This window comes from Streptomyces sp. 1222.5 (assembly GCF_900105245.1).
GTDB classification, from domain to species: Bacteria; Actinomycetota; Actinomycetes; order Streptomycetales; family Streptomycetaceae; genus Streptomyces; species Streptomyces albidocamelliae.
This window is the reverse complement of record NZ_FNSZ01000001.1, coordinates 3,167,020-3,192,680: the sequence shown is the minus strand read 5'-3', so window position 1 is coordinate 3,192,680 and position 25,661 is coordinate 3,167,020. Positions and strand designations below refer to the sequence as shown.

General features: G+C 71.2%; 30 protein-coding genes. 14 read left to right on the top strand and 16 right to left on the bottom strand.

Annotated features, from left to right (window positions below):
• Positions 1 to 182: 182 nt before the first annotated feature.
• The gene (locus tag BLW57_RS14200; protein ID WP_093474830.1) at positions 183 to 1,151 is read right to left on the bottom strand and encodes a diacylglycerol/lipid kinase family protein; all 969 of its coding nucleotides are present in this window, start codon (positions 1,149 to 1,151) and stop codon (positions 183 to 185) included.
• 227 nt (positions 1,152 to 1,378) lie between these two features.
• Between BLW57_RS14200 and BLW57_RS14195 the strand changes: the two genes are divergently transcribed.
• Positions 1,379 to 1,831 carry a hypothetical protein gene (locus tag BLW57_RS14195; RefSeq protein ID WP_093474829.1) on the top strand — a complete coding sequence of 151 codons (453 nt, stop codon included), beginning with the start codon at positions 1,379 to 1,381 and terminating at the stop codon, positions 1,829 to 1,831.
• A 22-nt stretch (positions 1,832 to 1,853) separates the two neighbouring features.
• Here the strand turns inward: BLW57_RS14195 and BLW57_RS14190 are convergent, their stop codons facing one another.
• The 3 genes from BLW57_RS14190 to BLW57_RS14180 form a co-directional block, all read right to left on the bottom strand.
• The gene (locus BLW57_RS14190; RefSeq protein ID WP_176985577.1) at positions 1,854 to 2,966 is read right to left on the bottom strand and encodes an RNA polymerase sigma factor SigF; all 1,113 of its coding nucleotides are present in this window, start codon (positions 2,964 to 2,966) and stop codon (positions 1,854 to 1,856) included.
• A gap of 17 nt (positions 2,967 to 2,983) precedes the next feature.
• Positions 2,984 to 3,400 carry an ATP-binding protein gene (locus tag BLW57_RS14185; RefSeq protein ID WP_073889396.1) on the bottom strand — a complete coding sequence of 139 codons (417 nt, stop codon included), beginning with the start codon at positions 3,398 to 3,400 and terminating at the stop codon, positions 2,984 to 2,986.
• A gap of 308 nt (positions 3,401 to 3,708) precedes the next feature.
• A complete protein-coding gene (locus BLW57_RS14180) occupies positions 3,709 to 3,969 on the bottom strand; it encodes a UBP-type zinc finger domain-containing protein (RefSeq protein WP_093474826.1) in 261 nt (86 codons plus the stop codon).
• A 60-nt stretch (positions 3,970 to 4,029) separates the two neighbouring features.
• Between BLW57_RS14180 and BLW57_RS14175 the strand changes: the two genes are divergently transcribed.
• Positions 4,030 to 5,625 (top strand): Na+/H+ antiporter, encoded by a 1,596-nt coding sequence (locus BLW57_RS14175; protein ID WP_093474824.1) that lies wholly within the window; start codon positions 4,030 to 4,032, stop codon positions 5,623 to 5,625.
• 29 nt (positions 5,626 to 5,654) lie between these two features.
• On the opposite strand, the gene BLW57_RS14170 is transcribed toward BLW57_RS14175, so the two are convergent.
• Positions 5,655 to 6,557, bottom strand: a complete 903-nt coding sequence (locus tag BLW57_RS14170; RefSeq protein ID WP_176985576.1) for a 1-aminocyclopropane-1-carboxylate deaminase/D-cysteine desulfhydrase — start codon at positions 6,555 to 6,557, stop codon at positions 5,655 to 5,657.
• Positions 6,558 to 6,718: 161 nt separating this feature from the next.
• Positions 6,719 to 7,312 carry an N-acetylmuramoyl-L-alanine amidase gene (locus BLW57_RS14165; protein ID WP_093474821.1) on the bottom strand — a complete coding sequence of 198 codons (594 nt, stop codon included), beginning with the start codon at positions 7,310 to 7,312 and terminating at the stop codon, positions 6,719 to 6,721.
• 289 nt (positions 7,313 to 7,601) lie between these two features.
• On the opposite strand from BLW57_RS14165, the gene BLW57_RS14160 reads away from it, so the two are divergent.
• The 5 genes from BLW57_RS14160 to BLW57_RS14140 all read left to right on the top strand — a co-directional run bounded on the left by BLW57_RS14160 (position 7,602) and on the right by BLW57_RS14140 (position 11,720).
• Positions 7,602 to 9,008, top strand: coding sequence for a family 2B encapsulin nanocompartment shell protein (locus tag BLW57_RS14160; protein ID WP_093474820.1), 1,407 nt, complete (start codon positions 7,602 to 7,604; stop codon positions 9,006 to 9,008).
• A 112-nt stretch (positions 9,009 to 9,120) separates the two neighbouring features.
• The gene (locus BLW57_RS14155) at positions 9,121 to 10,266 is read left to right on the top strand and encodes a family 2 encapsulin nanocompartment cargo protein polyprenyl transferase (protein WP_093474818.1); all 1,146 of its coding nucleotides are present in this window, start codon (positions 9,121 to 9,123) and stop codon (positions 10,264 to 10,266) included.
• A 241-nt stretch (positions 10,267 to 10,507) separates the two neighbouring features.
• Positions 10,508 to 11,092 (top strand): dihydrofolate reductase family protein, encoded by a 585-nt coding sequence (locus BLW57_RS14150; protein WP_093474817.1) that lies wholly within the window; start codon positions 10,508 to 10,510, stop codon positions 11,090 to 11,092.
• A gap of 26 nt (positions 11,093 to 11,118) precedes the next feature.
• Positions 11,119 to 11,319 carry a hypothetical protein gene (locus tag BLW57_RS14145; RefSeq protein WP_093474815.1) on the top strand — a complete coding sequence of 67 codons (201 nt, stop codon included), beginning with the start codon at positions 11,119 to 11,121 and terminating at the stop codon, positions 11,317 to 11,319.
• A gap of 68 nt (positions 11,320 to 11,387) precedes the next feature.
• A complete protein-coding gene (locus BLW57_RS14140) occupies positions 11,388 to 11,720 on the top strand; it encodes a DUF952 domain-containing protein (RefSeq protein WP_093474814.1) in 333 nt (110 codons plus the stop codon).
• Between the two features lie 256 nt (positions 11,721 to 11,976).
• On the opposite strand, the gene BLW57_RS14130 is transcribed toward BLW57_RS14140, so the two are convergent.
• The 4 genes from BLW57_RS14130 to sodN form a co-directional block, all read right to left on the bottom strand.
• On the bottom strand, positions 11,977 to 12,732 hold the full coding sequence (locus BLW57_RS14130; protein WP_093474811.1) for a VOC family protein: 756 nt from the start codon (positions 12,730 to 12,732) through the stop codon (positions 11,977 to 11,979).
• Positions 12,733 to 12,775: 43 nt separating this feature from the next.
• Positions 12,776 to 13,192 (bottom strand): VOC family protein, encoded by a 417-nt coding sequence (locus BLW57_RS14125; RefSeq protein ID WP_093474809.1) that lies wholly within the window; start codon positions 13,190 to 13,192, stop codon positions 12,776 to 12,778.
• A gap of 41 nt (positions 13,193 to 13,233) precedes the next feature.
• A complete protein-coding gene (locus tag BLW57_RS14120; protein ID WP_073889413.1) occupies positions 13,234 to 13,635 on the bottom strand; it encodes a helix-turn-helix transcriptional regulator in 402 nt (133 codons plus the stop codon).
• Positions 13,636 to 13,819: 184 nt separating this feature from the next.
• Positions 13,820 to 14,215, bottom strand: a complete 396-nt coding sequence (sodN, locus tag BLW57_RS14115) for a superoxide dismutase, Ni (RefSeq protein ID WP_004983535.1) — start codon at positions 14,213 to 14,215, stop codon at positions 13,820 to 13,822.
• A 144-nt stretch (positions 14,216 to 14,359) separates the two neighbouring features.
• Between sodN and sodX the strand changes: the two genes are divergently transcribed.
• A complete protein-coding gene (gene sodX, locus BLW57_RS14110; protein WP_093474807.1) occupies positions 14,360 to 14,794 on the top strand; it encodes a nickel-type superoxide dismutase maturation protease in 435 nt (144 codons plus the stop codon).
• Here sodX and BLW57_RS14105 read toward each other — a convergent pair.
• The gene (locus tag BLW57_RS14105; protein WP_073889416.1) at positions 14,698 to 15,327 is read right to left on the bottom strand and encodes a CGNR zinc finger domain-containing protein; all 630 of its coding nucleotides are present in this window, start codon (positions 15,325 to 15,327) and stop codon (positions 14,698 to 14,700) included. The genes sodX and BLW57_RS14105 overlap by 97 nt on opposite strands.
• A gap of 99 nt (positions 15,328 to 15,426) precedes the next feature.
• Between BLW57_RS14105 and BLW57_RS14100 the strand changes: the two genes are divergently transcribed.
• Positions 15,427 to 16,185: a class I SAM-dependent methyltransferase gene (locus tag BLW57_RS14100; protein ID WP_093474806.1), complete on the top strand. Its 759-nt coding sequence runs from the start codon at positions 15,427 to 15,429 to the stop codon at positions 16,183 to 16,185.
• Between the two features lie 69 nt (positions 16,186 to 16,254).
• Here the strand turns inward: BLW57_RS14100 and BLW57_RS14095 are convergent, their stop codons facing one another.
• From BLW57_RS14095 to BLW57_RS14085, 3 genes are read right to left on the bottom strand one after another with little or no spacing between them, the layout of a single operon-like run.
• On the bottom strand, positions 16,255 to 17,007 hold the full coding sequence (locus BLW57_RS14095) for an amino acid ABC transporter ATP-binding protein (protein ID WP_073890419.1): 753 nt from the start codon (positions 17,005 to 17,007) through the stop codon (positions 16,255 to 16,257).
• Positions 17,008 to 17,057: 50 nt separating this feature from the next.
• Positions 17,058 to 17,993: an amino acid ABC transporter permease gene (locus BLW57_RS14090; RefSeq protein WP_093474804.1), complete on the bottom strand. Its 936-nt coding sequence runs from the start codon at positions 17,991 to 17,993 to the stop codon at positions 17,058 to 17,060.
• Between the two features lie 37 nt (positions 17,994 to 18,030).
• Positions 18,031 to 18,990 (bottom strand): ABC transporter substrate-binding protein, encoded by a 960-nt coding sequence (locus BLW57_RS14085; protein ID WP_093474803.1) that lies wholly within the window; start codon positions 18,988 to 18,990, stop codon positions 18,031 to 18,033.
• A 614-nt stretch (positions 18,991 to 19,604) separates the two neighbouring features.
• Here BLW57_RS14085 and BLW57_RS14075 point away from each other — a divergent pair.
• The 4 genes from BLW57_RS14075 (at position 19,605) to BLW57_RS14060 (ending at position 23,103) form a co-directional block, all read left to right on the top strand.
• Positions 19,605 to 20,828, top strand: a complete 1,224-nt coding sequence (locus BLW57_RS14075; RefSeq protein WP_093474801.1) for an NAD(P)-dependent malic enzyme — start codon at positions 19,605 to 19,607, stop codon at positions 20,826 to 20,828.
• 416 nt (positions 20,829 to 21,244) lie between these two features.
• A complete protein-coding gene (locus tag BLW57_RS14070) occupies positions 21,245 to 22,210 on the top strand; it encodes a zinc-binding dehydrogenase (protein ID WP_093474800.1) in 966 nt (321 codons plus the stop codon).
• A 117-nt stretch (positions 22,211 to 22,327) separates the two neighbouring features.
• Positions 22,328 to 22,537, top strand: a complete 210-nt coding sequence (locus tag BLW57_RS14065; protein WP_073889424.1) for an HTH domain-containing protein — start codon at positions 22,328 to 22,330, stop codon at positions 22,535 to 22,537.
• The gene (locus BLW57_RS14060) at positions 22,537 to 23,103 is read left to right on the top strand and encodes a Clp protease N-terminal domain-containing protein (protein WP_093474798.1); all 567 of its coding nucleotides are present in this window, start codon (positions 22,537 to 22,539) and stop codon (positions 23,101 to 23,103) included. Before BLW57_RS14065 ends, BLW57_RS14060 begins: the two co-directional genes overlap by 1 nt.
• A 75-nt stretch (positions 23,104 to 23,178) precedes the next feature.
• Here BLW57_RS14060 and BLW57_RS14055 read toward each other — a convergent pair whose 3' ends face one another.
• A complete protein-coding gene (locus tag BLW57_RS14055) occupies positions 23,179 to 24,246 on the bottom strand; it encodes a PadR family transcriptional regulator (RefSeq protein ID WP_093474797.1) in 1,068 nt (355 codons plus the stop codon).
• A 1-nt stretch (position 24,247) separates the two neighbouring features.
• Positions 24,248 to 25,228 (bottom strand): DUF4097 family beta strand repeat-containing protein, encoded by a 981-nt coding sequence (locus tag BLW57_RS14050; protein ID WP_093474795.1) that lies wholly within the window; start codon positions 25,226 to 25,228, stop codon positions 24,248 to 24,250.
• A 167-nt stretch (positions 25,229 to 25,395) separates the two neighbouring features.
• Here BLW57_RS14050 and BLW57_RS14045 point away from each other — a divergent pair, with 167 nt between their 5' ends.
• A complete protein-coding gene (locus BLW57_RS14045; RefSeq protein WP_003992906.1) occupies positions 25,396 to 25,575 on the top strand; it encodes a DUF6104 family protein in 180 nt (59 codons plus the stop codon).
• Positions 25,576 to 25,661 lie beyond the last annotated feature (86 nt).

Below are 25,661 nucleotides of genomic sequence, written 5' to 3'. Positions count from 1 at the left end.
GTGGAGGCCGGTCCTGCGGGCCGTCCCGATCACCACGTAGAGACTCGCAAACCTCAGCGGCGGATACAACCCCTTCCGGAAAGTTTTTTTTGATTCCTCGGTGTCGACTGGGTCACAGCCGTACTTCCATGGGGTGGACCCTGGTCTAAACGTTCGAGTGAAAGGACTTTCGCCCGTTCCGCTCACACAATCACACGCAGTGCGCGGCGTACGCCTGTGAACGTCACGCTCGTTCGCAGCCCCAGGTGGTCACCGTCCATCTGGAGGGGCAGGGGAGCCTTCGAATGCAAGGTGAAGCGGTCCAGATCGTGCAGTGAGACCGCATGCTTGCCATGAGGTCCCCGCTCGGGGGACGAAGTGAGCAACTGGGTGCCATACCGGGCGACGGCGGCCGTCGACAGACGGCTGAGGCCGAGTACGTCGATGCCCGTGTCGAACGAGGCCTTCGGTGACGTGTACATGGCTCGATTGCCGAGGAACGTCCACGGGGACGTGTTCGAGACTATGGCGACGACCAGATCCTCGATCGGGTCCGCACCGGGCTGGTCGAGCGTGATCGTGCCGTGTCGGCGGTGCGGCTCGCCGAGGAACTGCCGCACCACCTGACGTACGTACAGCGCGTGCGTCGACTTCTTGCCGCGCTCGCGCTGCTGCTCGACCCGGCCCACCACGCCCGCGTCGAAGCCGAGCCCCGCGTTGAAGGTGAACCAGCGGTCCGGGACCGCCTCGTCCTCGGTACCCGGCGTGCCGGAGGTCAGGCCCAGGCCGACGATCCGTTCCCGGTTCTCGCGCAGGGCGTCCAGCAGGGCGCCGGTGGCCTCGACGGGATCGTTGGGCAGGCCCAGGGCCCGGGCGAAGACGTTGGTGGAACCACCGGGGACGACGGCGAGGCCGGGCAGCCGGTCGGGGGCGGGGCCGGCGTGCAGCAGGCCGTTGACCACTTCGTTCACCGTGCCGTCGCCGCCGAGGGCCACGACCATGTCGATGTCGTCGCTCTCCGCCGCCTGCCGTCCGAGGTCCCGGGCGTGGCCGCGGTACTCGGTGGTGACCGCCTCCAGCTTCATCTCACTGGCCAGCGCGTGGATCAGGACATCACGCCTGCGTGCGCTTGTGGTGGTTGCCGCCGGATTGACCACGAGAAGTGCACGCATGCATGGCAGCGTACCTACTGGGTGGTACCCGGCCCAGACCGAGGTAGGGATCCGGTAAGAGGGGAGGGCGTGAGGCTGGACACTCGGGGCGTATCGACTGCAAGCCGCCGGCCGGTGCCGGCAGGTGACCCGGAGGGTGGCCAGGCAGTCGATCGGACCGTTGACCTGTCGGTGACCTGAGGGCGACCCCACCCCGTCCGCGGCGGCCCGACGGCTACCCTTCTGGGGTGAGCAGTGACCAGAAGCCCGCACCCGACACCGCCGACGCAGCCGTGGCCGAAGGACCGCGTCCGCGCCGGCTGACGTACGCGGCGGCGCTGGCCGGACTGGAGGGCGCCGCCCTGGTGGCCGGCGGTCTGTGGGTGCTCGTCCTCGGGATCACCGGTGATCCGGACGACCGGCAGCAGGCCGTGACCCTGGGCATCACGCTGGCCGTGCTCGGGCTGCTTCCGCTGCTCGCCGCGCGCGGATTGCTGCTGCGCCGCGGCTGGAGCCGGGGCCCTGCCGTGATCACGCAGATCATGGCCCTGCCGGTGGCCTACAGCCTGCTTCAGTCGAACAGCATGGCCATCCCGGCCGGTATCGCCCTCGCGGTGGTCGCCGTGGCGGCGCTGGTGCTCCTCGTCAACGGCGAGACGACCCGGGCCCTCGGTATCAAGGGACCGGGCCGGTCCGAGTAGGCGGGCGCCCCACTCCTGCGCCCTACTCCTCCACGAGCAGCTTCTCCCGCAGCTGGGCCAGCGTGCGGGCGAGCAGCCGGGAGACGTGCATCTGCGAGATGCCGACCTCCTGCGCGATCTGCGACTGCGTCATGTTGCCGAAGAAGCGCAGCAGCAGGATGCGCTTCTCCCGCGGCGGCAGATCCTCCAGCAGCGGCTTGAGGGACTCGCGGTACTCCACGCCCTCGAGCGCCTCGTCCTCGGCGCCGAGGGTGTCCGCGACCGCCGGGGACTCGTCGTCGGTGTCGGGGACGTCCAGGGACAGGGTGGAGTACGCGTTCGCGGACTCCAGTCCCTCCAGGACCTCCTCCTCGGAGATGGCGAGCTTCTCGGCCAGCTCGTGGACCGTCGGGGAGCGGCCGTGCAGCTGGGACAGCTCGGCGGTGGCCGTGGTCAGCGCGAGCCGCAGTTCCTGAAGCCGGCGCGGCACGCGGACCGCCCAGCCCTTGTCGCGGAAGTGCCGCTTGATCTCGCCGACGACGGTCGGGGTGGCGTACGTGGAGAACTCCACGCCGCGCTCGGGGTCGAAGCGGTCGACCGACTTGATCAGGCCGATCGTGGCGACCTGGGTCAGGTCGTCCAGCGGCTCGCCGCGGTTGCGGAAGCGGCGCGCCAGGTGCTCGACGAGCGGCAGGTGCATCCGGACGAGCTTGTTGCGCAGCTCCGCGTACTCCGCGCTGCCCGCGTTCAGCTTGCGCAGCTCGACGAACATCGCGCGCGCCCCGCTGCGGTCCTGCGGGTCGTGGTGGGGGGCCTGCACGGCCTCCGCGCCCGGCGCGTCGTCCTCGGCGTTCCGCTCGTGCTCGCTCATCTGCCCGCCCGTTGCCCTTCCCCGAGGCCCCGCCTTCGCACGGCCGGCGGAGGCGGACCCGCCGCGTCCCCGTGAAGGTGTGCCCTGCACGGCACCGTCACGGCCGGCCCCCGCGGAGGTGTCCTCCGGGTGGGGCCTGGCCTGGTCGGGGATGCCGTCGATGCCGTCCGCCATGCGCCGGGAACCGGCCTGCGGGCCTTCCCCGGACGTCTCGGCGCCGGTCGGCCAGGGGGCACCCCCGTCCCCGGCCGGCAGCTCCCGTGTGCCGCGCTCTTCGTCCCGCACCGGACCGTCCCCGTTCCTCACGCCGGGCCGGGGCCCGCGCCGCGCTGTTTGTAGAGGCTGATCGACACGGTCTTGTCCTCGTCGACGGCGGAGGAGACCTTGCCCGCGAGGGCCGACAGCACGGTCCAGGCGAAGGTGTCCCGCGAGGGGGCGTGGCCGTCCGTGGTCGGCGCCGACACCGTGACCTCCAGCGAGTCGTCGACGAGCCGGAAGACACAGCTGAGCACGGAGCCGGGGACGGCCTGCTGGAGCAGGATCGCGCAGGCCTCGTCGACGGCGATGCGCAGGTCCTCGATCTCGTCCAGGGTGAAGTCCAAGCGGGCCGCCAGACCGGCCGTGGCCGTCCGCAGCACCGACAGGTAGGCACCCGCAGCCGGAAGCCGGACTTCCACGAAGTCCTGGTTCGTCACGGGCTCGCCTGCGATCTGGGACACCCTCACCTCCATGGTGGTACAAGCTCTACGGGGCCGAGGGTCGCCCCTCGGGGGTAACGCGAACGTGGTTCCGCGGTGACGCTATCGCGCTCCGAACGTTCCTGTCCCCGGGACCCCAACCCCCTGGCGTCACTCACAGTAAAGCCGCGAATACGCTCCGTGTCTAGAGGGTGGGCGTGCCCAAATGGGAAGAGGGCGCGCCGGGTTGACGTACCCAGACGTCAGATGCTCGAACCGTCGTGCGGTCGCGTCCCGCAAGCAGTGTCACACGAAATCGCGGCCGACCGGGAACACCGCCGGACGGCTGCTCAGACGAGGACGTGGTCGACGAAGCACCACCGCCAGTCCTCGCCCGGCTCGAAGGTCCGCATCACCGGGTGACCGGACCTCTCGTGGTGCTCCGTCGCATGCCGTCCCGGCGAGGAGTCGCAGCAGGCGACGTGGCCGCAGGTCAGGCAGAGCCGCAGCTGTACCGGATGCGTGCCGTCGCGCAGACACTCGCGGCAGGTCTTGTCCTGCGGCTCCGGTTCCGGGTGCGGCAGCGCGGGGGCGTGCGTGCACTGTTTCATGATTGCCAGATTACGACGGGTGTGCGGGGGACCGCGCGGAAACGAGGGTGGGCGAGAACCATGGATGTGATGCCGCTGCTGTTGCTGGTCGCGGGCAGCGCCGCAGTCGCCGCGGCGGCGCGCAGGGGGCCCGTGCCGCCGCCCCTGCTCCTGGTCGCGGCCGGGCTGGCGGTCTCCTACGTCCCGGGGGTCCCGGACTACACCCTCGACCCCGACGTGGTCCTCCCGCTGCTGCTGCCGCCGCTGCTCTACACCTCGGCCAGCGACAGCTCCTACCTCGACCTGCGCGCGCAGCTGAGACCGGTGGCGCTGCTGTCGGTGGGGTACGTCCTCTTCGCGACCTTCGTCGTCGGCTGGGCCGCCTATCTGATCATCCCCGACATGCCGCTGACCGCCGCTCTGGTGCTGGGCGCGGTCGTGGCGCCCCCGGACGCGGTGGCCGCCACCGCGATCGCGCGCCGGGTCGGGCTGCCCTCCCGCATCACCACCATCCTGCAGGGCGAGTCACTGCTGAACGACGCCACCGCGATCACCGCCTACAAGGTGGCCCTGGCCGCGGCCGTCGGCGAGGGCGCGACCTGGGCGGGCGGCATCGGCGAGTTCCTGCTCGCCGCGGTCGGCGGTGTCGGCGTCGGACTCGTCCTCATGGCGCCCCTGCACTGGCTGCGCACCCATCTGTCGGAACCCCTCCTGCAGAACACCCTCTCCCTGCTGATCCCGTTCGTCGCCTACGGGGTCGCCGAGCAGGTGCACGCCTCCGGAGTCCTCGCGGTCGTGGTCGTCGCCCTCTACCTGGGCCACCGCGCGTGGGAGGTCGACTTCGCCACCCGGCTCCAGGAGGAGGCGGTGTGGAAGATGGTCGCGTTCATCCTGGAGTCGGCGGTCTTCGCCCTGATCGGCCTGCAGCTGCCGGTCGTCCTCAAGGGGCTCGGCGAGTACGAGGGCTCGACCGCCGCCTGGTACGCCGTCGTGCTCTTCGTGGTCGTCGTCGCGGCCCGGTTCGTGTGGGTGTACCCGGCGGCCTTCGTGCCCCGGATGCTGTCCGCGCGGATCCGCGAACGCGAGGAGAACCCCACCTGGCGTGGCGCGATGGTCACCGCGTGGGCCGGCATGCGGGGCGTGGTCTCCCTGGCCATCGCCTTCTCCATCCCGCTCACCGTGGACGGCGGCCACCCCTTCCCGCAGCACAACCTGATCCTCTTCCTGACCTTCACGACCGTCATCGGCACCCTGGTCGTGCAGGGCCTGACCCTGCCCCCGCTGATCCGGCTGCTGAAGTTCCCCGGCCGGGACCGGCAGGCCGAGACACTCGCCGAGGCCAACGCCCAGGCACAGGCGTCGCGGGCCGCCGAGACCCGTCTCGACGAACTCCTCTCCGACGAGCGCAACGCCCTGCCCCCACCGCTCGCCGACCGGCTGCGCCAGGTCCTGGAGCGCCGCCGCAACTCCGTCTGGGAGCGCCTCGGCCAGACCAACCCGGTCACCGGCGAGTCCGTGGACGACACCTACCGCCGGCTGTCCCGCGAGATGATCAGCGCGGAACGCGAGGTGTTCGTCCGGCTCCGCGACCTCCGCTACATCGACGACGAGATGCTGCGCGCACTCCTGCGCAGGCTCGACCTGGAGGAGGCGGCCGCGTACCGGGAGGCGGGCTAGGCGCGGCGCGGGCCCGTCGTGCGGCGCGTTCAGGCGGAGGGGCGGCCCGTGACGACCGCGGCGAGGGCCGTACCGCGCGCGAACGCGCCCTCCGCGGCCAGGGTCGTGAGACCGTACAGCATTTTGGCGACATAGAGACGTTCCACGGGCAGTCCGTGGCGGTCTTCGAAGTCCTGTGCGAACGCCTCGAGTTCCGGGGTCGTGCGGGCGTAACCGCCGCAGTGGAAGCGGTCGTCCACCGACCAGGAGCCGGTACGGGCGCCGAAGGCACGTTCCTGCAAGGCCTGGACGTCGGCCTCCAGGAAGCCGCCGCGCAGGACCGGGATCCCGAGGGCGCGCTGTCCGGGGGCGAGTCCCGCGGCGAGACCGGCGAGCGTGCCGCCGGTGCCGCAGGCCACGGCCACGACCTCGGCCGAGCCGCGCAGTTCCACCCCGAGGGCCCGGCAGCCGTGTACGGCCTCGGCGTTGCTGCCGCCCTCGGGGACGACGTACGCCTCCCGCGCACCGGCCGCCGCGAGGATCGCGGCCAGGGTGTCCGGCTCGGACTTGTGCCGGTATGTCGATCTGTCGACGAAATGCAGCCGCATGCCGTCGGCCGCGCATCGGGTCAGGGACGGGTTGAGCGGCCGGTCGGCCAGCTCGTGGCCGCGGACCACGCCGACGGTGGGGAAGCCGAGGAGGCGGCCCGCGGCGGCGGTGGCCCGCAGATGGTTGGACCAGGCCCCGCCGAAGGTGACCAGGGCCCGCCCGCCGGCCGCCTCGACGTTCGGCACGAGTTTGCGCCACTTGTTGCCGATGAGCTCCGGGTGGATCAGGTCGTCGCGCTTGAGCAGCAGCCGCAGCCCACGCCGCCCGAACCGCTCGTCCCGCACTTCGTGAAGCGGCGAGGGAAGCCGGGGGGCGAGCACATCGGGGCTGGTCACGCCCCCCATTCTCCCCCGACCCCACGGAACGGCACCGCCGGGTGCGCCCCGGCACTCCGGGTCCGTCGGCGGCGGCTGTGTGCCGGGGCGCGGGGCTCCGTGAGCTGCCGTGCCGGTCCGTGCTGCGGCGCCGTCCTTCGGGTGGCGGCGCCGCCCCCGGGTGGTGGGCGTCAGTCCTTCAGGCGCTCTCTGATCCGTTCCCGGAGCCATGTCATCGCGAAGCCCCGCGGGTCGACCTTGCCCGGCTGCCATTCCCGGTGGCCGATCACGGACCGCTCCGTCCAGCCGTGGCGGCGGCACAGCGCGGCCGAGACCCGTTCGATCGCGTCCAACTGGGCCTCGGGCCAGGGGTCCTCGCCGTCGCCCAGGTTCTCGCACTCGAAGCCGTAGAAGTGCCGGTTGCCGTCCGTGTTCGCCTCGTTGTCCGGCGGCAGCCCCTTCTCGGCGATGACCGCGCGCAGCACCTCGTCGTCGCCGAGGCCGGCGTGATTGGCGCGGCCGTAGCCGACCAGGTGGACCGTGCCGTCCTTGGTGATCACGCCGTGGCACAGCGGACCCGGCAGTGCCGGGTGACCCTTGCGGCAGACCTCCACCGTGTGCGCGCTTCCGCGGGTCACCGTGTGGTGGATCATCACGCCGTGGACGGGACCCCAGGGGCCCTTGTGGTTGCGGTTGTGGTGTTTCCAGTCGCCGACCTCGACGACCGTGACGCCCTCCGCCCTGAGCGCGTCCAGAAATCCGCTCGCGGACATGGGTGGGGCCATGGCCCCCTCCTTCGTGCCGTGCCCGGTGGCCGCCGACGGCGGCTCTCTCGTCTGCATGCTTCTACCGAAAACGGACGTCACGGACGACATCGTTCGCACACCGTGCGAGCCGATCCGGACAGGCCGGGCATCGCGGGTGCCAGTGGGCAAGATCCCTCTTTCTGCCCAGTAGTGCGATGATCCATTCCCGCTCTTTCGGGTAATGGTGCGAGCGCGCTCCGTGATGGAACCCTGTGTGCGAGACCGGTGTGCGAGTCGGTACCGGGCAAACATGAGAGGGCATTTCCTTATGTCGGTAGGCGAAGAGGTCCGCACGGATCAGGGCAAGCCGCAGCAGTCCCTCGGGACGGCGGCCGCGCGGAACCTGGCCACCACCACCAAGTCCGTCCCGCAGATGCAGGAGATCAGCTCCCGCTGGCTGCTGCGCACGCTCCCCTGGGTGGACGTCCAGGGCGGCACGTACCGGGTGAACAGGCGCCTGACCTACGCCGTCGGCGACGGCCGCATCACCTTCGTGAAGACCGGGGACCAGGTCGAGGTCATCCCGGCCGAGCTCGGCGAGCTGCCGGCCCTGCGGTCGTACGAGGACGAGGAGGTGCTGACGGAGCTCGCCCGGCGCTGCCGCCAGCGCGACTTCGCCCCCGGCGAGGTGATCGCCGACTTCGGCAACCAGACCGACGAGGTGTATCTGCTCGCCCACGGCAGGGTGGAGAAGGTCGGCACCGGCCCGTACGGCGACGACGCCGTCCTCGGAGTCCTGGCCGACGGCGCCTACTTCGGCGAGCAGGCGCTGGTCGACCCGGACGCCATCTGGGAGTTCACCGCCCGCGCGGACACCGCGACCACCGTGCTGATCCTCAGCCGCCAGGACTTCGAGCAGGTGGCCGAGCGCTCCGACTCGCTGCGCGCGCACCTGGAGGAGGTCCGTGCGATCCCCTCGCAGCGCACCAACAAGTACGGCGAGAAGGAGGTCGAGCTGGCGGCCGGCCACGCCGGCGAGCCAGACATCCCGCACACCTTCGTCGACTACGAGTCACGGCCCCGCGAGTACGAGCTGAGCATCGCCCAGACCGTGCTGCGCATCCACTCGCGCGTGGCGGACCTGTACAACCAGCCGATGAACCAGACCGAGCAGCAGTTGCGGCTCACGGTCGAGGCGCTCAAGGAGCGCCAGGAGCACGAACTCGTCAACAACCGGGAGTTCGGCCTCCTCAACAACTGCGAGTACGACCAGCGGATCCAGCCGCACGACGGCGTACCCAGCCCGGACGACCTGGACGAGCTGCTCAGCCGGCGCCGGGGCACCAAGCTGCTCCTGGCCCACCCGCGGGCGATCGCCGCGATCGGACGCGAGCTGAACAAGCGGGGCCTGGTCCCGGAGACCGTCGACATGGCCGGCAACCGCATCCCGACCTGGCGCGGTGTGCCGATCTACCCGTGCAACAAGATCCCGATCAGCGAGGCCCGGACGACCTCCATCATCGCCATGCGTACCGGCGAGGCGGAGCAGGGCGTCATCGGCCTGCGGCAGTCCGGCATCCCGGACGAGATCGAGCCGAGCCTGTCCGTCCGGTTCATGGGCATCAACGAGCAGGCCATCATCAAGTACCTGGTGACGGCCTACTACTCGGCCGCCGTGCTGGTGCCCGATGCGCTCGGTGTGCTGGAGAACGTCGAGATCGGCCGGTGGAGGTGACGTTTTCGCACGTCGTGGCCGTGTCCCCGCCTCCCCGGCGGGGTACACCCTCGGAGTATGCGTCCGGCGGGGCCGGCGACGCCGGTGTCCGCGGACCTGGCGAGGGGGAGGCATGGCCGAGTTCATGACGGAGACCGAGGAGCGTTCCGCCGTCGTGCCGCGTCCCGGCACGTCGGAGGAGCGCGGGGGGAGGCCTGGCGACGCCGCCGGTCCGCTCGACGGCCAGGAGGCGGCGGCGCTGCTGGAGGGCACCCGGGCCCTGGTCGACCCGGAGTTGCGCGCGGCTTTCGCGTCGCTGCCCGACTCCATGCGCCGCGTCGCGCTCTACCACTTCGGCTGGCAGCACGCGGACGGCACTCCGGCGGCAGGCAATGCGGGCAAGGCCATCCGGCCCGCGCTCGTCCTCGCCGCGGCCACCGCACTGGGTGGCCCGGCCGCCCGGGCGGCGGCCGTCCGGGCGGCCGCGGCGGTCGAACTGGTCCACAACTTCACGCTGTTGCACGACGACGTGATGGACCGCGACACCGCCCGGCGGCACCGGCCCACGGCCTGGACCGTGTTCGGCGACCCCGACGCGATCCTCGCCGGTGACGCGCTGCAGGCGCTCGCGCTCCGGATGCTCGCCGAGGACCCGCACCCGGCCGCGATCCCGGCCGCGTCCCGGCTCGCGGCCTGTGTCGTGGAGCTGTGCGCCGGCCAGCACACCGACACCGACCTGGAGAGCCGCGCGCCGGACGACGTCACCCTCGACGAAGTGCTCGTCATGGCCGAGGCGAAGACCGGCGCACTGATCGGCTGCGCCTGTGCCGTCGGCGCGCTGTACGCCGGCGCGGGCGACGAGGAGGTGGCGGCGCTGGACGGCTTCGGCCGGCAGGCCGGACTCGCCTTCCAGCTGATCGACGACGTCATCGGCATATGGGGGGACCCGCGGAACACCGGGAAGCCGGTGGGCGCGGATCTCGCGGCCCGCAAGAAGTCCCTGCCGGTGGTGGCCGCCCTCACCTCGGGCACCCCGGCGGCCACCGAACTCGCCGACCTGTACGCGAAGCCGTACCACGGGCAGGACGCGGAGGCGGCGGCGGAGATCGCGCGCACGGCGCAGGCCGTGGAGCGGGCCGGCGGCCGGGACTGGGCGCAGGCCGAGGCTGCCGACCGGATGGCCCGGGCCATGCAGGAACTCGCCCGCGCGGTCCCCGACCCCGAGGCGGCGGGCGGCCTGTTGGCGCTCGCCGAGTTCGTGACCAGACGCAGCAGTTGAGCGCTGCCGGATCGCCGGCGGCCGAGAAAGCCCCGGAGTCCCCCGGCGCATTGCGGACCTGACCCCGCACGCGCCACCCGGACTCCGGCCCGGCGGGCCCCGCACATCCCCACGGTGTGCGGGGCCCGCCGTCGTGCGTCCCGAAACGTCCTTGCGCGGACCCCACTTGGAGTACTACAAATGAAGCACTACAGACGGAGTGGTCAATCGCCCGCTCCGAACCTGACGAAACGGGATCGGTTTGCGCAAGCTCACGTATTTCATCGCCTGCTCGCTCGACGGCTTCATCGGTGACGAGCACGGCGACGCCTCGGAGATGTTCCGCTTCCTGGACGCGGAGTACCTGGAGTTCCTCACGGCGGAGTTCCCCGAGACCCTGTCCACCCCCGGGCGCAGGCAGTTCGGCATCGACGACGTGCCGAACAAGCGGTTCGACACCATGATCCAGGGCCGGGCCAGCTACGACCTGGCACTCAAGATGGGCATCACCAGCCCCTACGGCCACCTGCGCGAGTACGTCGCCTCCCGCAGCCTGGGCGTCTCGCCCGACCCGAACGTCGAGATCATCGGCGAAGACCTGGTGGGCCGGGTCCGCGCACTCAAGGCCGAGGAGGGCGGGCTGGACATCTTCCTGTGCGGTGGTTCGGTCGTCGCCGGGGAACTGCTCGACGAGATCGACGAACTGGTCATCAAGTCCTATCCGATCGTCTACGGCACAGGCATGCCGATGTTCGCCACCGGCGCCGGGGTCGAGGAATTCACCCTCGGTGAGGTGCGTACCTTCGCGAACGGCGTGATGGTGCGGACGTACGCCAGGAAGCGCTGAGTCCGCCGCCGTCCTACCCTGAAGTCATGTCCAGGGAGGAAGCGGTCTGCCCGGTCTGCGGGCAGCCGGTCGAGACGGTCGTCCGGCGGCACAAGACGCTGGGTGCCTGGGTGCCGGTGTGGGGACCCGGTCCGTGCCGCAATCCCGACTGCGCGGCAGGCGCCGGGGCCGCGGAGCCCGCCGCACCGGTGGCACGGCCGCAGCCGGAGGGGCCCGCCGGGAAGTGATCCCGGCCGTGTCGGGAAAGCGCCGTCGGCGCGGGCGCCGCGCACAGTGGGCGCCGTAGCGTGGGCGCATGCCGAAACTGCCCCGCATCTTCCACATCACCGAGCGCTCCCTGTGGGACGCGGCGCGCGAGCGCGGCGCCTACGAGGTGTCGACGCGTGGCCGCACCCTCCAGGAGGAGGGCTTCATCCACTTCTCCACCCGCGAACAGCTCCCGCGCGTCGCCGGCTTCCTCTACGGCGACTACGACGGCCCGGACGAGCTGGTCGTACTGGTGGTCGACCCGGCACGGGTCGGTGTGCCGGTGAAGTACGAGTCCATGGAGCCGGGCGGAGAGGAGTTCCCGCACGTCTACGGGCCGGTGCCGGCCGAGGCCGTGGTGGACGTGGAACCCTGGCGGTGACCCGGCCGGGGGGAGTGCGCCGCCGGTGGTGGCGGTGGGCGGTGACGGGCTGGGTGGTGGCCGTCGCCGTCGGGGGAGGACTCACGCTGGTGCTCCGGGAGGAGGCCGGGCCGAAGGGGCCGTACGTCTGGCAGGACGGCTCGTCGCCTCCGGCGCGTCCGCGGGGTGCGGACCGGCGGCCGGACGGTGACGCCTGCGCGACGGGTCCCACCCCGCAAGCCCCCGAAGGGGCTCCCGCACCCCTGCCGGCCTGCGCCTACTCGAAGCCGGATCCCTGAGCGGCGGCCGGCAGGCCGCCCGTCTGCGGGTTCCGGCCGGTCAGGCAGTACGTGCCGCCGGCCGGATCGCGCAGCACCGTCCAGTGGGCGCCCCGGTGGACGGCGACGGCACCCAGTTCCTCGTGCCGTGCGCGGACCGCGGCGATGTCCGCGCAGGCCAGGTCGAGATGGGCGGAGGCCGGACGCTCGTCGTCCAGCCGCTGGAGCAGCAGCCGGACGGGGAGCCCCGCCGGCGGCTCCAGGACCTGGAACTCCGGCCGGGAGCCCGCCCGGTGCTCCCATCCGGTGAGCCCTGCCCAGAAGGCGGTCTCGGTGTCGTACGCGGACGGCGGGATGTCGAGGCACACCTGGTCCAGACGACTGCCGGCCACCACCGGCGGCCGTACGGTCTCCCCGTGCCAGGGCACCGCACAGAACAACTGCCCCCCGGGGGAACGCAGTACGGCCCAGTCGCCGTGGTCGGCCACCGTCCCGGCGCCGAGCGCGCGGGCGGTCGCGATCAGCAAGCGCACGTCGTCGGTGCAGAGGTCGGGATGGGCGCCACCGTCCCCCTCGGCGACACCCTGGAGCTTCACACACGCGTCGGCCCCGTCGGGCAGCAGGGTGGCGAACTCACCCCTCTCACCGCGGGGTTCGGACGGCCGTGTGCCGGTGACCGCCGTCCAGAAGGCGCGCGCCTCGGCCAGGCGGTCGGCGGGCCGGTCGGCGAAGGCGTACGTCCAGCGAATGATCATGCGCGGGAGTGTAGGCGGCAAGTGCCCGGGCGCCGCCGGGATTTCACCGCGCGGGCCGCTGGAGGAAACGCAGCTGGTTCCCGGCCGGGTCCCGGAAGGCACAGTCCCGCACCCCGTACGGCTGGTCCGTCGGCTCCTGCAGCACGTCGCCGCCGGACTCCCGGACCCGCTCGAACAGCGCGTCGCAGTCCTCGGTGGTGAAGATGACACCGCGCAGCATGCCCTTGGCGAGCAGCTCGGCCATCGCCTGCCGGTCCGCGGGAGAGGCGTCCGGGTTCGCGCCGGGCGGCTCCAGCACGATCTCCACGTCCGGCTGGAGCGGCGAGCCCAGGGTCACCCAGCGCATGTTCTCGAAGCCCACGTCGTTGCGGACCTCCAGGCCGAGCACGTCACAGTAGAAGGCGAGGGCCTTGTCATGGTCGTCCACCGCGATGAAGCACTGCTTGAGTTTCACGTCCATGGGGTCACGCTAGGCCCCTTCGGGCCGTGGCGCGCGGAACCTCAGTAGGGGCGCCGGCGCGGGCGCGTGAACGTACGGGCCACGCACGAGGGGATCACCGCGCTCGCCTCGTGGTCGCGGGAGCGGTAGGCGCTCGGTGTCTCGCCGACCAGCTCGGTGAAGCGGGAGCTGAACGAGCCGAGCGAGGTACAGCCGACGGCGATGCACACCTCGGTCACGGTGAGGTCGCCGCGGCGCAGCAGGGCCTTGGCCCGCTCGATACGGCGGGTCATCAGATAGCTGTACGGCGTCTCGCCGAAGGCCTTGCGGAAGCTGCGCTGGAAGTGCCCCGGGGACATCAGGGCGTCGCGGGCCAGCTCGGTCATGTCGAGGGGCTCGGCGAACTCGCGGTCCATGCGGTCCCGCACACGACGCAGACGTCTGAGGTCCTCCAGCCAGGTCATCCCCTCAGCCTGGCACAGGTCCGCACGCCGCCGGCCCCGGATTTCGACGGAGCCAGGACCGCACCCGGAGGAGAGACGACCGCACCCGGACCGCCAGGGGCGCCGTTGCCGGCGGCCTGGTGGGCCGGGTGCGGTCGTCGAGACACTGTGGTTCAGGGAACCGCAGGTCAGAAGGCTCTGAAGGTCAGGCCTTCTTGGTCTCCCAGAAGATCTTGTCGATCTGGGCGATGTAGTCCAGAGCCTTCTGGCCCGTCGCCGGGTCGGTGGACGCCTTGGCGGCCGACAGGGCCTTCAGGGTGTCGTTGACCAGCTGGTGCAGCTCCGGGTACTTCTCGAAGTGCGGGGGCTTGAAGTAGTCGCTCCACAGCACGGAGACGTGGTGCTTCGCGAGCTCCGCGCGCTGCTCCTTGATGACGGTGGCACGCGCCTGGAAGTGGGGGTCGTCGTTACCGGCCATCTTTTCCTGGACGGCCTTCACCGACTCCGCCTCGATGCGGGCCTGGGCCGGGTCGTACACGCCGCAGGGCAGGTCGCAGTGGGCGCTGACCTTGACCTTGGGGGCAAACAGGCGGGAAAGCATGGAGCATTCCTTCCTCGTGATCGTCTTCTCAGGTGCGACATTACTCCCTGTGGAAGGCGATTTCTCGGGTGCCCCCTAGGGCTTAGGACAAAAGTCCAGGGTGAGACTGAGACTGGTGGAGGAACGACCGGGGAGGTGCCGGGGATGCCGGAGCTGTCGCAGGAGTCCGAGCGGGGGAGGGCGGTTGCGCCCTTCGGGCTGGCCGAGGTGACGGGACCGTCCATGGCGCCCACCCTCCAGCACGGCGACCGGCTGCTGCTGCAGTACGGCGCCGTCGTCCGGCCGGGGGACGTCGTGGTCCTGCGCCACCCGTTCCAGCAGGACCTCCTGGTCGTCAAGCGGGCCGTGGAGCGGCGCGAGGGCGGCTGGTGGGTGCTCGGGGACAACCCCTACGCGGGCGGGGACAGCACCGACTACGGGGTCGTGCCGGACGACCTCGTCCTGGGCAAGGCCCGCTTCCGGTACCGGCCGCTCCCGCCCGGTCAGCGCTCGCCGCTGGCGCTGGCGCGCTGGGCCCTCTCGGCGGCGAGGCCGCTGCTGCCCGACCGGTCGGCCTCCAGGCGCTTGCGGGCCCGGTAGGCGGCCACGTTGGCCCGGGTGGCGCAGCGGTCGGAGCAGTAGCGCCGGGAACGGTTGGTGGACGTGTCCAGGTAGGCGTTGCGGCACGGCGGCGCCTGGCACAGGCCGAGGCGGTCCACGCCGTACTCGGTCAGGTGGAAGGCCAGACCCATCGCCGCGATCGCCGCGTAGCCCGCGGTGGCGTTGGAGGGGTGGTCGGCCAGGTGCATGTGCCACAGCGGGCGGCCGTCCTCGTCGCGGTGGTCGTGGCCGGAGATCTGGGGGCTGACGGGGAACTCCAGCAGCAGCGAGTTCAGCAGGTCGACGGCGAGGGTCTCGTCGCCCCCGTCGGCCGCCTCGAAGACCGAGCGCAGCCGGGCCCGGACCGAGCGGAAGCGCGTGACGTCGGCGTCGGTGGCGCGGCGGGCCGCCGACGCGTTCTCCCCGAAGAGGTCGCGGACGGCCTCGACCGAGGTCAGGTTGTCCTTGCCCCGGGCCGGTTCCTCGCTGTTGACGAGTCGCACGGCGTAATCCGAGTAATAGGCCAGTTCCACTTGTAGTCCTTACGGAGGCGTTCTATCTTCGAGGGCGCGGAGACGTAACAGCTGCCTACGCCCCCAGGGTATTACGCGCGGGTGGGGAGAGGGGATCACATGACCACGACGACGGACACCGGCTGGCAGGCCTGGCAGGAGAGCTGGGACCGGCAGCAGGAGTGGTACATGCCGGACCGCGAGGAGCGGTTCCGCATCATGCTCGACATGGTCGAGGCCTTCACGGGGCCCGAGCCGCGCGTACTCGACCTGGCCTGCGGCACCGGCAGCATCACCGCCCGGCTGCTCACCCGCTTCCCGAAGGCCACCAGCACCGGTGTCGACCTCGACCCGGCGCTGCTCACGATCGCCCGGGGCACCTTCGACGGCGACGACCGCGTCACCCTCGTCGAGGCCGACCTCAAGAACCCCGACTGGACGGACCCGCTGCCGTACGACACGTACGACGCGGTCCTCACCGCCACGGCCCTCCACTGGCTGCGCACGGACGCCCTCGATGCTCTCTACGGCCGGATCGCCGGCCTCGTCCGGTACGGCGGCGTCTTCATGAACGCCGACCACATGATCGACGACAGCACGCCCCGGATCAACGCGGCCGAGAGCACCCTGCGGCACACGCGCATGGATCAGGCCATGCGCGACGGCGCCCTCGACTGGGCCGAGTGGTGGGCGCGGGCGGCCGAGGACCCCGTCCTCGCCGCACCCACCGCCCGTCGGTTCGAGATCTACGGCTCCCACGCCGACGGCGAGACGCCGTCCGCGGCCTGGCACGCCCGCACCCTGCGCGAGCGGGGCTTCGGCGAGGCCCGGCCGGTGTGGTGCTCGCCGTCGGACACCCTGCTGCTGGCGCTGAAGTGACCCGCCGCTGATCCGGCGACGGAAAAGGGGCGGTACGGAGGATCCGTACCGCCCCTCACCGGTGGAGCGTCAGAGCACCTTGGACAGGAACGACTGCGTCCGCTCGTGCTGCGGGTTGGTCAGCACGTCCCGCGGATGGCCGGATTCGACCACCACGCCGTCGTCCATGAAGACCAGGCTGTCGCCCACCTCGCGGGCGAAGCCCATCTCGTGGGTGACGACGACCATGGTCATACCCGACTCGGCGAGGTCGCGCATGACGTCCAGGACGTCACCGACCAGCTCCGGGTCCAGGGCCGAGGTCGGCTCGTCGAACAGCATCAGCTTCGGGTCCATCGCCAGCGCCCGGGCGATCGCCACGCGCTGCTGCTGGCCGCCGGAGAGCTGCGAGGGGTAGTGCCCCGCCCGGTCGGCCAGGCCGACGCGCTCCAGCAGCTGCATGGCGCGCTCCCTGGCCTGCGCCCGGCTCGTGCCGCGCACCTGCACCGGCGCCTCCATGACGTTGTCCAGCGCCGTCATGTGCGGGAACAGGTTGAAGCGCTGGAAGACCATGCCGATGTCCCGGCGCTTCTGCGCGACCTCGCGGTCACGCAGCTCGTACAGCTTCTCGCCCTGCTGGCGGTAGCCGACCAGCTCGCCGTCGACGTACAGCCGGCCGGCGTTGATCTTCTCCAGGTGGTTGATGCACCGCAGGAAGGTGGACTTGCCGGAGCCGGAGGGGCCGATGAGGCAGAACACCTCGCCCGGCTTGACCTCCAGGTCGATGCCCTTGAGCACCTCGACGTGCCCGAAGGACTTGTGGACGCCCTCCGCCTTCACCATCGGGACGGTGCTCTGCGGCGGGGTGTCCTGCGTCTTGCTCAGCTTGTCGCTCATGCCATGCCTCCCTTGGGCCGGCCCAGGGAAAGCATGTTGGTCTTGACCTTCTGCCACGGCGTCGGCGGCAGCTGGCGGCTGGAGCCGCGGGCGTAATACCGCTCGATGTAGTACTGCCCCACGCTCAGGATCGAGGTCATGATCAGGTACCAGGCGGCGGCGAGGAAGTACATCTCCACCGGGGCGCCGGAGTTCTGGCCGATGTCCTGGGCGTAGCGGAACAGCTCGGGATACTGGACGGCCGCCACGAGCGAGGTCGTCTTCAGCATGTTGATCACTTCGTTGCCCGTGGGCGGCACGATCACGCGCATCGCCTGCGGGATGATCACCCGGCGCAGGGTTTTGCTGTGGCTCATGCCGAGGGCGTGGGCCGCCTCGGTCTGGCCCTCGTCGACCGCGAGCAGGCCGGCCCGGCAGATCTCGGCCATGTACGCCGCCTCGTTCAGACCCAGGCCGAGCAGCGCCGTCAGCAACGGCGTCATGAAGTTCGACCAGTGGTCCTTGTAGAGCGGCATCAGGTTGATGTACTCGAAGACCAGGCCCAGGTTGAACCAGAGGAACAGCTGGACCAGGACCGGGGTACCGCGGAAGAACCAGATGTAGAACCAGGCGATCGACGAGGTGACCGGGTTCTTCGACAGCCGCATCACCGCGAGGACGATGCCGCCGACGATGCCGATCACCATCGACAGGACCGTCAGCAGGAGGGTCTTGCCGACACCGGTCAGGATCCGGTCGTCGAAGAAGTAGTCCGGTACCGCGTGCCAGTTGATCCGGCCCTGGCCGAACGCGTAGACGATCGCGACGAGGATCGCGATGGCGACGACCGCGGAAACGTATCGTCCGTAGTGCCGGACCGGGATGGCCTTGATGGCCTCCGCGCCGGCCGGGGGAGTGCCCGGCTCCCCGGCCGTCTTGTTGATGTCAGTCACGGGTGTTGCCTCTCAGTGGCCGCTCGGGAACCGCGGGTCACTTGCCGCCGTTGATCGCGGACTCCTTGACGGCGCCGTCCTCCGCGCCCCACTTCTCGAGGATCCTCTGGTACTCACCGCTCTTGATGATCGCGTTCATCGCGGCCTGGAGCGCGTCCCGCAGCTGGGTGTCGTCCTTGGCCACGGCGATGCCGTACGGGGCGGCCTCGACCTGGTCACCGACGATCTCGAAGTCCTTGCCGCCGCCCGAGGTCTTCACCGCGTACGCGGCGACCGGGAAGTCGGAGGAGGCCGCGTCCACACCGCCCGAGCGCAGACGGGTCTGGGACTGCTGGTCGTCGTCGAAGGCCTCGATGGTGAGCTTCTTGCCGCTCGGACACTTCTTGGCCTCCTGCTTGGCCAGGTCCTCCGAGACGGTGCCGCGCTCGACGGCGAGCTTCTTGCCGCACAGGTCCGACCAGGACGTGATGCCCTTGGTGTCGCCCTTGCGGGTGTAGATCGACACACCGGCGGTCAGGTAGTCGACGAAGTCGACGCCCTCGCCGACCTTCTTGCCGGTGTCGGGGTCGACGCCCTCCTGACGGTTCTTGTTGTCCGTCATCGCCGACATCGCGATGTCGTTGCGGCCGGAGCGCAGACCCGTGAGCAGGGCGTCGAAGGTGCCGTTCTCGAACGTGAGCTTCACGCCGAGCTGCTTGCCCATGGCCGCCGCGAGGTCGGGGTCGAGACCGACGACCTTGCCGGACGAGTCCTTGAACTCCACCGGGGCGTAGGCGATGTCGGAACCGACCTTGATCTCGCCCTTGTCGCGGATGTCCTTGGGGAGCTTGTCGGCCAGCGGAGCGGAGCCGGCGGACGCGCTGCCGGAGCCGTTGTCGTTGCCCTTGGTCTGGTCACCGCAGCCGGTGAGCAGCAGGGCGCCTGCGACCGCGATCGCACCGACCGCCGCAAGACGGGAGTGCGCGGCGGTGGTACGACGGGTGGAGCTTGCGGTCATCGTGGTTCCTCCGGCGGATGGGAAGAGTTGCCGATGGGTCGACGGAAACACACACCTTCGGGTGTCGCGACCTCGTGGGTTTACGGCATCTTGCCATTCGGACTACGCCATTCAGGGTCGTCGCAATGTCAAAATCAGATAACGGGTGACCCCCGAACCGCATCAGGTCGGTACATCCTTGGTCCATGGCCGCCGAATCATCTGCGGGAATCAAGCGCTCCGGCCGGAAAATCTTCAGCGCATCTCACGATGTGATCAACCGGGCGGCTGCCCCTTTCACCCCGTTCGGGCCTTGTGCCGCCCAGCGCCGACGCCCTCGGGGCGGTCCGGTGGCGGCCCCGGTGGTGCTCCCGCCCATCCGTCGGCCGGGCGTCATCTCCGTGTGGTTTCCCGGTTCCGGGATGTGACCTTGAACCTAATGGACTCGTCGCGGGTACCGTCCGTCCGGTAAGAAGGTTCTTTACACCCCTCATCCGGGGCTCAGGGCGCGTGTGCGGCGCGCCCGTCGCGTATGTGCTCGTACGTATCCGCAATCGAGCCGTGCGCGGTGCCCGCCCACCCCTCACCAGGAGTGGTCGACCCTCAAACCATGCATACCTAAGGGGTAAAACAAAGTGGCAGCGGAGATCGTCAATCCTCGCAGCGACGGCGGCACCGACCAGGACGGCGGGGCGGAGCCCCTCGATTCCTTCGATCCGGTGTTCGCGCTGCACCGCGGCGGCAAAATGGCTGTGCAGGCCACCGTGCCGGTCCGCGACAAGGACGACCTTTCCCTCGCGTACACGCCCGGCGTAGCGCGGGTGTGCACCGCGATCGCCGAGCAGCCGGAACTGGTCAACGACTACACATGGAAGTCCTCCGTGGTGGCCGTGGTGACCGACGGTACGGCCGTGCTCGGACTCGGGGACATCGGTCCCGAGGCCTCCCTCCCCGTGATGGAGGGCAAGGCGATCCTGTTCAAGCAGTTCGGCGGCGTCGACGCGGTGCCGATCGCGCTCGCCTGCACCGACGTGGACGACATCGTCGAGACCGTCGTCCGGCTCGCTCCCTCGTTCGGCGGAGTGAACCTGGAGGACATCTCGGCGCCGCGGTGCTTCGAGATCGAGCGCCGGCTCCAGGAGCGCCTGGACATCCCGGTCTTCCACGACGACCAGCACGGCACGGCCGTCGTGACGCTCGCGGCGCTGCGGAACGCGGCGCGGCTCAGCAGGCGTGAGATCGGGCAGCTGCGCGCCGTCATCTCGGGTGCCGGCGCGGCCGGTGTCGCCATCGCCAAGATGCTGGTCGAGGCCGGCATCGGGGACGTGGCCGTGGCGGACCGCAAGGGCGTCGTGTCGGCCGGCCGGGAGGACCTGACCCCGGTCAAGCGGGAGCTCGCGGGCTTCACCAACAAGGCGGGCATCACCGGCTCGCTGGAGGACGCGCTCGCGGGCGCGGACGTCTTCATCGGCGTCTCCGGCGGTACGGTCGCCGAGGAGGCCGTGGCCTCGATGGCCGAGGGTGCCTTCGTCTTCGCGATGGCCAACCCGAACCCGGAGGTCCACCCGGAGGTGGCGCACAAGTACGCGGCGGTCGTCGCCACCGGGCGCTCCGACTTCCCGAACCAGATCAACAACGTGCTGGCCTTCCCCGGGATCTTCGCGGGCGCGCTGCAGGTGCGGGCCTCGCGGATCACGGAGGGGATGAAGATCGCGGCGGCGGAGGCGCTGGCCGCGGTGGTCGGTGACGACCTCGCCGCCGACTACGTCATCCCGTCGCCGTTCGACGAGCGGGTCGCCCCGGCGGTGACCGCGGCCGTGGCCGCAGCCGCCCGAGCCGAGGGCGTCGCCCGCAGCTGACCCCACCCTTGATGGCCCCGCCCGACCGGGCGGGGCCATTTCTTCTACCGCCACTCGAAAACCCCGCCGCCGGCGAAGGGCCCGTCCCCTGCCGGCGGGCGGCCCGGCGACGGCCCCCGGCAACTGGCCCGCCGGGTCGCGAGTCCCGTCCGCTGCCGGACCGTTGTCCGTCGGCAGCCCCGTCGCCGCCCGCCTTCCGTCGGTCGGTGGGGTGGCCGCGGCCGGCCCGGCGCACACTGGCCCCGTTCCGTGCCGGCTCGGCAGTCGGTCGGTGGGGCGGTCGACGGTTGTTCGGGCGGGGGGGCTCGGGCAGGGGTGAAGGGGGGGCTGCGCTGTGTGGGTGTCGTCGTGCAAGAGGGCATGTGTCACAGGGCCACCTGGTTCCGTCGGCTGCACCGCGCACCTATCGTCGAGCCATGTTCGCTGTCTACGCCGCCCGAATCGACCGCGACCAGCCGCTCACCGGCCTTGAGTTGGGGGAGCGTCCGGCTCCCGAGGCCCGTCCCGGCTGGAGCACCATCAACGTACGGGCCGCTTCCCTCAATCATCACGATCTCTGGTCCCTGCGGGGCGTCGGCCTGCCGGAGGAACGGCTGCCGATGATCCTCGGCTGCGACGCCGCCGGCGTCGACGAGGACGGCAACGAGGTCGTCCTGCACTCCGTCATCGGCCAGACCGGCCATGGCGTCGGCCCGAACGAGCCGCGCTCCATCCTCACCGAGCGTTACCAGGGCACCTTCGCCGAGCAGGTCGCCGTGCCGTCCTGGAACGTCCTGCCCAAGCCCAAGGAGCTGTCCTTCGCGGAGGCCGCCTGTCTGCCGACGGCCTGGCTGACGGCGTACCGGATGCTGTTCACCAACGCCGGCGTACGGCCCGGGGACTCGGTCCTCGTGCAGGGCGCGGGCGGCGGTGTCGCCACGGCCGCGATCGTGCTCGGCAAGGCGGCCGGCCTCAGGGTCTTCGCCACCAGCCGGGACGAGGCGAAGCGCAAGAGGGCTCTGGAACTGGGCGCGGTCGAGGCGGTGGAGTCGGGTGCCCGGCTGCCGCAGCGCGTGGACGCCGTCATCGAGACCGTCGGCGCCGCCACCTGGTCCCACTCGGTGAAGTCCCTGCGACCCGGCGGCACGCTCGTCATCTCCGGGGCCACCAGCGGTGACCGGCCCTCGCACGCCGAACTGACCCGCATCTTCTTCCTCGAACTGAAGGTGGTCGGGTCCACCATGGGCACCAAGGACGAGCTGGAGGACCTGCTCTCCTTCTGCGCCGCGACCGGCGTACGGCCCGTCATCGACGAGGAACTGCCGCTGGACCGCGCCCGCGAGGGCTTCGAACGGCTGGCGTCCGGCGAGCAGTTCGGGAAGATCGTGCTCACCAACGCCTGAGGCCACCTGAGACGAAAGTGCGACGAGAGGCGGGTCCGGGATACCGGGTCCGCCTCTTTCGCGACCGACCTGTCAACGTGGGTTGACGCATGCCGACTGTCAACGTAAGTTGACATCATGACGGAGGCAACCGATCTCGCCGAGCGCGCCGGTGACCGTGATCCGCGGGTGGGACTGCGGGCCGTGGCCGCGCTGCGCAGGCTGCTGGAGCAGCTGGAGGCGGTGCAGGTGCGCAACGCGCGCAATCAGGGCTGGTCGTGGCAGGAGATCGCCGCGGAGCTCGGAGTCAGCAGGCAGGCCGTGCACAAGAAGTACGGGAGGCGATGATGTTCGAGCGGTTCACGAAGGACGCCCGGGCCGTGGTCGAGGGAGCCTTCGGCCATGCGCAGGGAGAGGGGGCGCGGTCCGTCGACGCCGAGCATCTGCTGCTCGCCGTCCTCGACCGCCAGGGCAGCCGCGCGTCGTTCGCCCTGTCCGCCCTCGGGCTCGCCGAGCGGGAGCCGGTGCGGCGGGCCGTGGAGGAGGCGCGGCGCCGTGCGGGGCTGACCCGCGCCGATACGGACGCGCTGGCCGGGCTGGGCATCGACGTCTCGGAGATCGTGGCCCGCGTGGAAGAAGCGCACGGAGTCGGGGCGCTGGCGATGTCCGGCGCGGGGAAGGGCGCGAGCCGGACGGACGGGGCGAGCCGGTGGGGCGGGCGCCGGCCCGGCTTCGGCCGCACGGCCAAGAAGGTGCTGGAGCAGTCCCTGCGCATGGCCGTCGGGCGCGGCGACCGGCACATCGGCGACGAGCACCTGCTGCTGGCGCTCACCGTCCTTCCCGGGGCGCCCGCCGAGGTGCTGGCCGACGCGGGGGTCACGCACGCGTCGGTGACCCGGGTGCTGTACGGCTGACACGACACCCCTGCCGCCCTCCGGCAGACCCGGTCGGCCGGAGGGCGGTCCATGCGCTCGGTGGGCCCGGCCGGCTCAGGGGGTGCGCGGCCGCAGCAGTGCCGTGATGTGGGCCGCCGCCCGTGACAGGTGGTGGCGGGTGTCGTCGAGCTGGTCCGCGGTGACTCCGTGATCCCGTGCCGTGTCGCGGATGTCGTCACGGAAGCGGTCCAGCAGACGGTCCAGGTCCCGCACCGGGTCGCCGGTGGATTCCTCGTGTGCCCAGGAGGGTTCGTACTCGGCCGGGAAGTCCTCCCGCGTGACCGTGTACTGCGGTTCCGGGGCAGCGGCGGGGCCCGCCTTGCCCGGGGTGCGGCCGAAGGACGAGGCCCTGTCCTTGGCGAACTCCTTTCCGAAGTCCTTGCCGAACTCACCGAACTCCTTGGCCAGTTCGGTCAGCCCCTCGCGGACGCCGGTCGGCCAGTCACCGCGGGCGAAGTGGTCCTGGACGCGGTCCTGGACCTGCCGGGCGATGCGCTGCACCTCCTCCTGCGCCTGCGCCCGGGCCCGTGCCTGAGCCTCCTGGGCCTGATGGCGGGCCTGCTTGGCCTCCTCGCGGGCCCGGCGGCTCTCGTCCTTGGCGCGGCGGGCCTGCTCCTTCCACTCCTGCTTCACCCGGCGCATCTCCTCCTTGGCCGTGCGCCAGGCCTCCTTGTCACCGAGGTCGCCGTACTCCCCGAAGGGTCCCTGACCGCCGCCGGCCGCCCGGGAGTGCCGGCGGGCCTCGGAGGCGGCCGCGCGCATCTCCCGGCGCAGGTCACCGGCCGCGCCGCGCACGTCGGCCTTGATCTCGGCGGCCAGTTCCGCGACCGACTCGCGGATCTCCAGCTCAAGGTCGGCCAGCTCGCCGCTGCGGTCGGCCAGTTCGGCGCGGCCCGCGTCGGTGATGGAGTACACCTTGCGGCCGCCCTCGGTGGTGTGCCGGACCAGCCCTTCGGCCTCCAGCTTGGCGAGACGGGGGTAGACCGTGCCCGCGGAGGGGGCGTACAGCCCCTGGAAGCGCTCCTCCAGGAGCCTGATCACCTCGTAGCCGTGGCGCGGGGCCTCGTCGAGCAGCTTGAGCAGGTACAGGCGGAGGCGGCCGTGGGCGAAGACGGGGGGCATGTCAGAGCACCTTCTTGTCGGTCGTGCCGTCGGCCGGGACGTCGGTGGCGTCGGCACCCTGGCCGGAGACGGAATTGTCCCCCGCGGCGGCCGGTGCGTCGCCGACCGGGTCCGGTATCGGGCCGGTGCCGGGGGTCCGTGGGGGCTCGGTCTCCCAGGCGGCGCCGGGCTCGTCCTCGCGGGGCGGCCGGCTCAGCAGGGCGATCGAGCCGGAGACCGTGCTGGCGCGGAGTTTGCCGGTACCCGCGCCCAGCCGGCCGGCGATCTTGTGGGCGCCCCACTGGCCGTACACCCGCAGTCCTTCGAAGGCGTTGGAGATCCTGCCGCTCGCGGTGTTCGCCTCGACCTCGGCGTCCGCCGGGTGCGGCAGGCGGATGGCGATCTCGCCGGAGACGCTGGTGAGCCCGACCTCCGTGGGCCCGTCCGGATCGAGATCGACGATCATGGAGCCGCTGACCGAGTCGGCGCGGACGGACCGTCCCGAACCCTCGACCACCGTGAGGTCCCCGGAGACCGAGTTGAAGCGGAGGTCTCCGGTGACGGCCTGGGCCTCCAGGTTCCCGGAGACGGTGTCCGCGCGGACCGGACCCGAGACGCCGACCAGGGTGGTGTCCCCGGTCACGCCCTTGATCACCGCCGGTCCGCTGATGCCGGAGACGACCGCCGCGGCGCCGACCACGCCCACTTCCACGCGTGTGCCGGCCGGGACGGCCAGCGAGACCACGGCGCTGCGGCGCCAGCCCTTGCGGTCGAGCCACTTCAGGAAGCCCTTCCAGGGCAGGTCGTCGTAGGCCACCGTGAGGGTGCCGCGCTCCTGTGTGACCACCAGGGGTGGGCCCTCGATCTCCGAGACCTCCAGGCGGGCGGAACCTTCGTCCGTGCCCACCACGTTCACCGTTCCGTTGACGAGGCGGACCCGCAGGTCGTGCACCGGGGCGTCGAAGGTCAGCTTCTGGGGCTCGGTGACGGACCACTCGGACATGGGACCTCCTAGGCCGGGCGCGGACGTGACGCGCCATATCGCGTCTCTGGGAAACACGATATATCGTGCCCCTGGGAAGTCAAGGCACTCATCCGGGTGAGCGAGCGCGGCATAGGCTGTCCTCGAAGCCATCAACGGCCTGGATGCACACGCAGGAGACACACCCCATGTACTTCACCGACCGCGGTATCGAGGAGCTGGAGAAGCGGCGCGGCGAGGAAGAGGTCACCTTCGAGTGGCTCGCCGAGCAACTGCGCACCTTCGTGGACCTGAACCCCGACTTCGAGGTGCCCGTGGAGCGGCTCGCCACCTGGCTCGCCCGCCTCGACGACGAGGACGACGAGTAGCCGACGGGCAGCCGAGAGCGGCCGCAGCGCGAAGAGCCGGCGGACACACGAAGGGCCCGGTACCGAGTCGGAACTCGGTACCGGGC

What these genes read in the sequence shown, in the direction of transcription:
- BLW57_RS14155 (WP_093474818.1), top strand. Translation starts at nt 9,121, where the DNA reads ATGGCCGAGTTCATGACGGAGACCGAGGAGCGTTCCGCCGTCGTGCCG.
- BLW57_RS14095 (WP_073890419.1), bottom strand. Translation starts at nt 17,007, where the DNA reads ATGGTGAAGGCGGAGGGCGTCCACAAGTCCTTCGGGCACGTCGAGGTG.
- BLW57_RS14160 (WP_093474820.1), top strand. Translation starts at nt 7,602, where the DNA reads ATGTCGGTAGGCGAAGAGGTCCGCACGGATCAGGGCAAGCCGCAGCAG.
- BLW57_RS14180 (WP_093474826.1), bottom strand. Translation starts at nt 3,969, where the DNA reads ATGAAACAGTGCACGCACGCCCCCGCGCTGCCGCACCCGGAACCGGAG.
- BLW57_RS14045 (WP_003992906.1), top strand. Translation starts at nt 25,396, where the DNA reads ATGTACTTCACCGACCGCGGTATCGAGGAGCTGGAGAAGCGGCGCGGC.
- sodN (WP_004983535.1), bottom strand. Translation starts at nt 14,215, where the DNA reads ATGCTTTCCCGCCTGTTTGCCCCCAAGGTCAAGGTCAGCGCCCACTGC.
- BLW57_RS14055 (WP_093474797.1), bottom strand. Translation starts at nt 24,246, where the DNA reads ATGCCCCCCGTCTTCGCCCACGGCCGCCTCCGCCTGTACCTGCTCAAG.
- BLW57_RS14170 (WP_176985576.1), bottom strand. Translation starts at nt 6,557, where the DNA reads ATGGGGGGCGTGACCAGCCCCGATGTGCTCGCCCCCCGGCTTCCCTCG.
- BLW57_RS14085 (WP_093474803.1), bottom strand. Translation starts at nt 18,990, where the DNA reads ATGACCGCAAGCTCCACCCGTCGTACCACCGCCGCGCACTCCCGTCTT.
- BLW57_RS14060 (WP_093474798.1), top strand. Translation starts at nt 22,537, where the DNA reads ATGTTCGAGCGGTTCACGAAGGACGCCCGGGCCGTGGTCGAGGGAGCC.
- sodX (WP_093474807.1), top strand. Translation starts at nt 14,360, where the DNA reads ATGCCGGAGCTGTCGCAGGAGTCCGAGCGGGGGAGGGCGGTTGCGCCC.
- BLW57_RS14145 (WP_093474815.1), top strand. Translation starts at nt 11,119, where the DNA reads ATGTCCAGGGAGGAAGCGGTCTGCCCGGTCTGCGGGCAGCCGGTCGAG.
- BLW57_RS14070 (WP_093474800.1), top strand. Translation starts at nt 21,245, where the DNA reads ATGTTCGCTGTCTACGCCGCCCGAATCGACCGCGACCAGCCGCTCACC.
- BLW57_RS14050 (WP_093474795.1), bottom strand. Translation starts at nt 25,228, where the DNA reads ATGTCCGAGTGGTCCGTCACCGAGCCCCAGAAGCTGACCTTCGACGCC.
- BLW57_RS14065 (WP_073889424.1), top strand. Translation starts at nt 22,328, where the DNA reads ATGACGGAGGCAACCGATCTCGCCGAGCGCGCCGGTGACCGTGATCCG.
- BLW57_RS14125 (WP_093474809.1), bottom strand. Translation starts at nt 13,192, where the DNA reads ATGGACGTGAAACTCAAGCAGTGCTTCATCGCGGTGGACGACCATGAC.
- BLW57_RS14100 (WP_093474806.1), top strand. Translation starts at nt 15,427, where the DNA reads ATGACCACGACGACGGACACCGGCTGGCAGGCCTGGCAGGAGAGCTGG.
- BLW57_RS14165 (WP_093474821.1), bottom strand. Translation starts at nt 7,312, where the DNA reads ATGGCCCCACCCATGTCCGCGAGCGGATTTCTGGACGCGCTCAGGGCG.
- BLW57_RS14200 (WP_093474830.1), bottom strand. Translation starts at nt 1,151, where the DNA reads ATGCGTGCACTTCTCGTGGTCAATCCGGCGGCAACCACCACAAGCGCA.
- BLW57_RS14175 (WP_093474824.1), top strand. Translation starts at nt 4,030, where the DNA reads ATGGATGTGATGCCGCTGCTGTTGCTGGTCGCGGGCAGCGCCGCAGTC.
- BLW57_RS14130 (WP_093474811.1), bottom strand. Translation starts at nt 12,732, where the DNA reads ATGATCATTCGCTGGACGTACGCCTTCGCCGACCGGCCCGCCGACCGC.
- BLW57_RS14120 (WP_073889413.1), bottom strand. Translation starts at nt 13,635, where the DNA reads ATGACCTGGCTGGAGGACCTCAGACGTCTGCGTCGTGTGCGGGACCGC.
- BLW57_RS14140 (WP_093474814.1), top strand. Translation starts at nt 11,388, where the DNA reads ATGCCGAAACTGCCCCGCATCTTCCACATCACCGAGCGCTCCCTGTGG.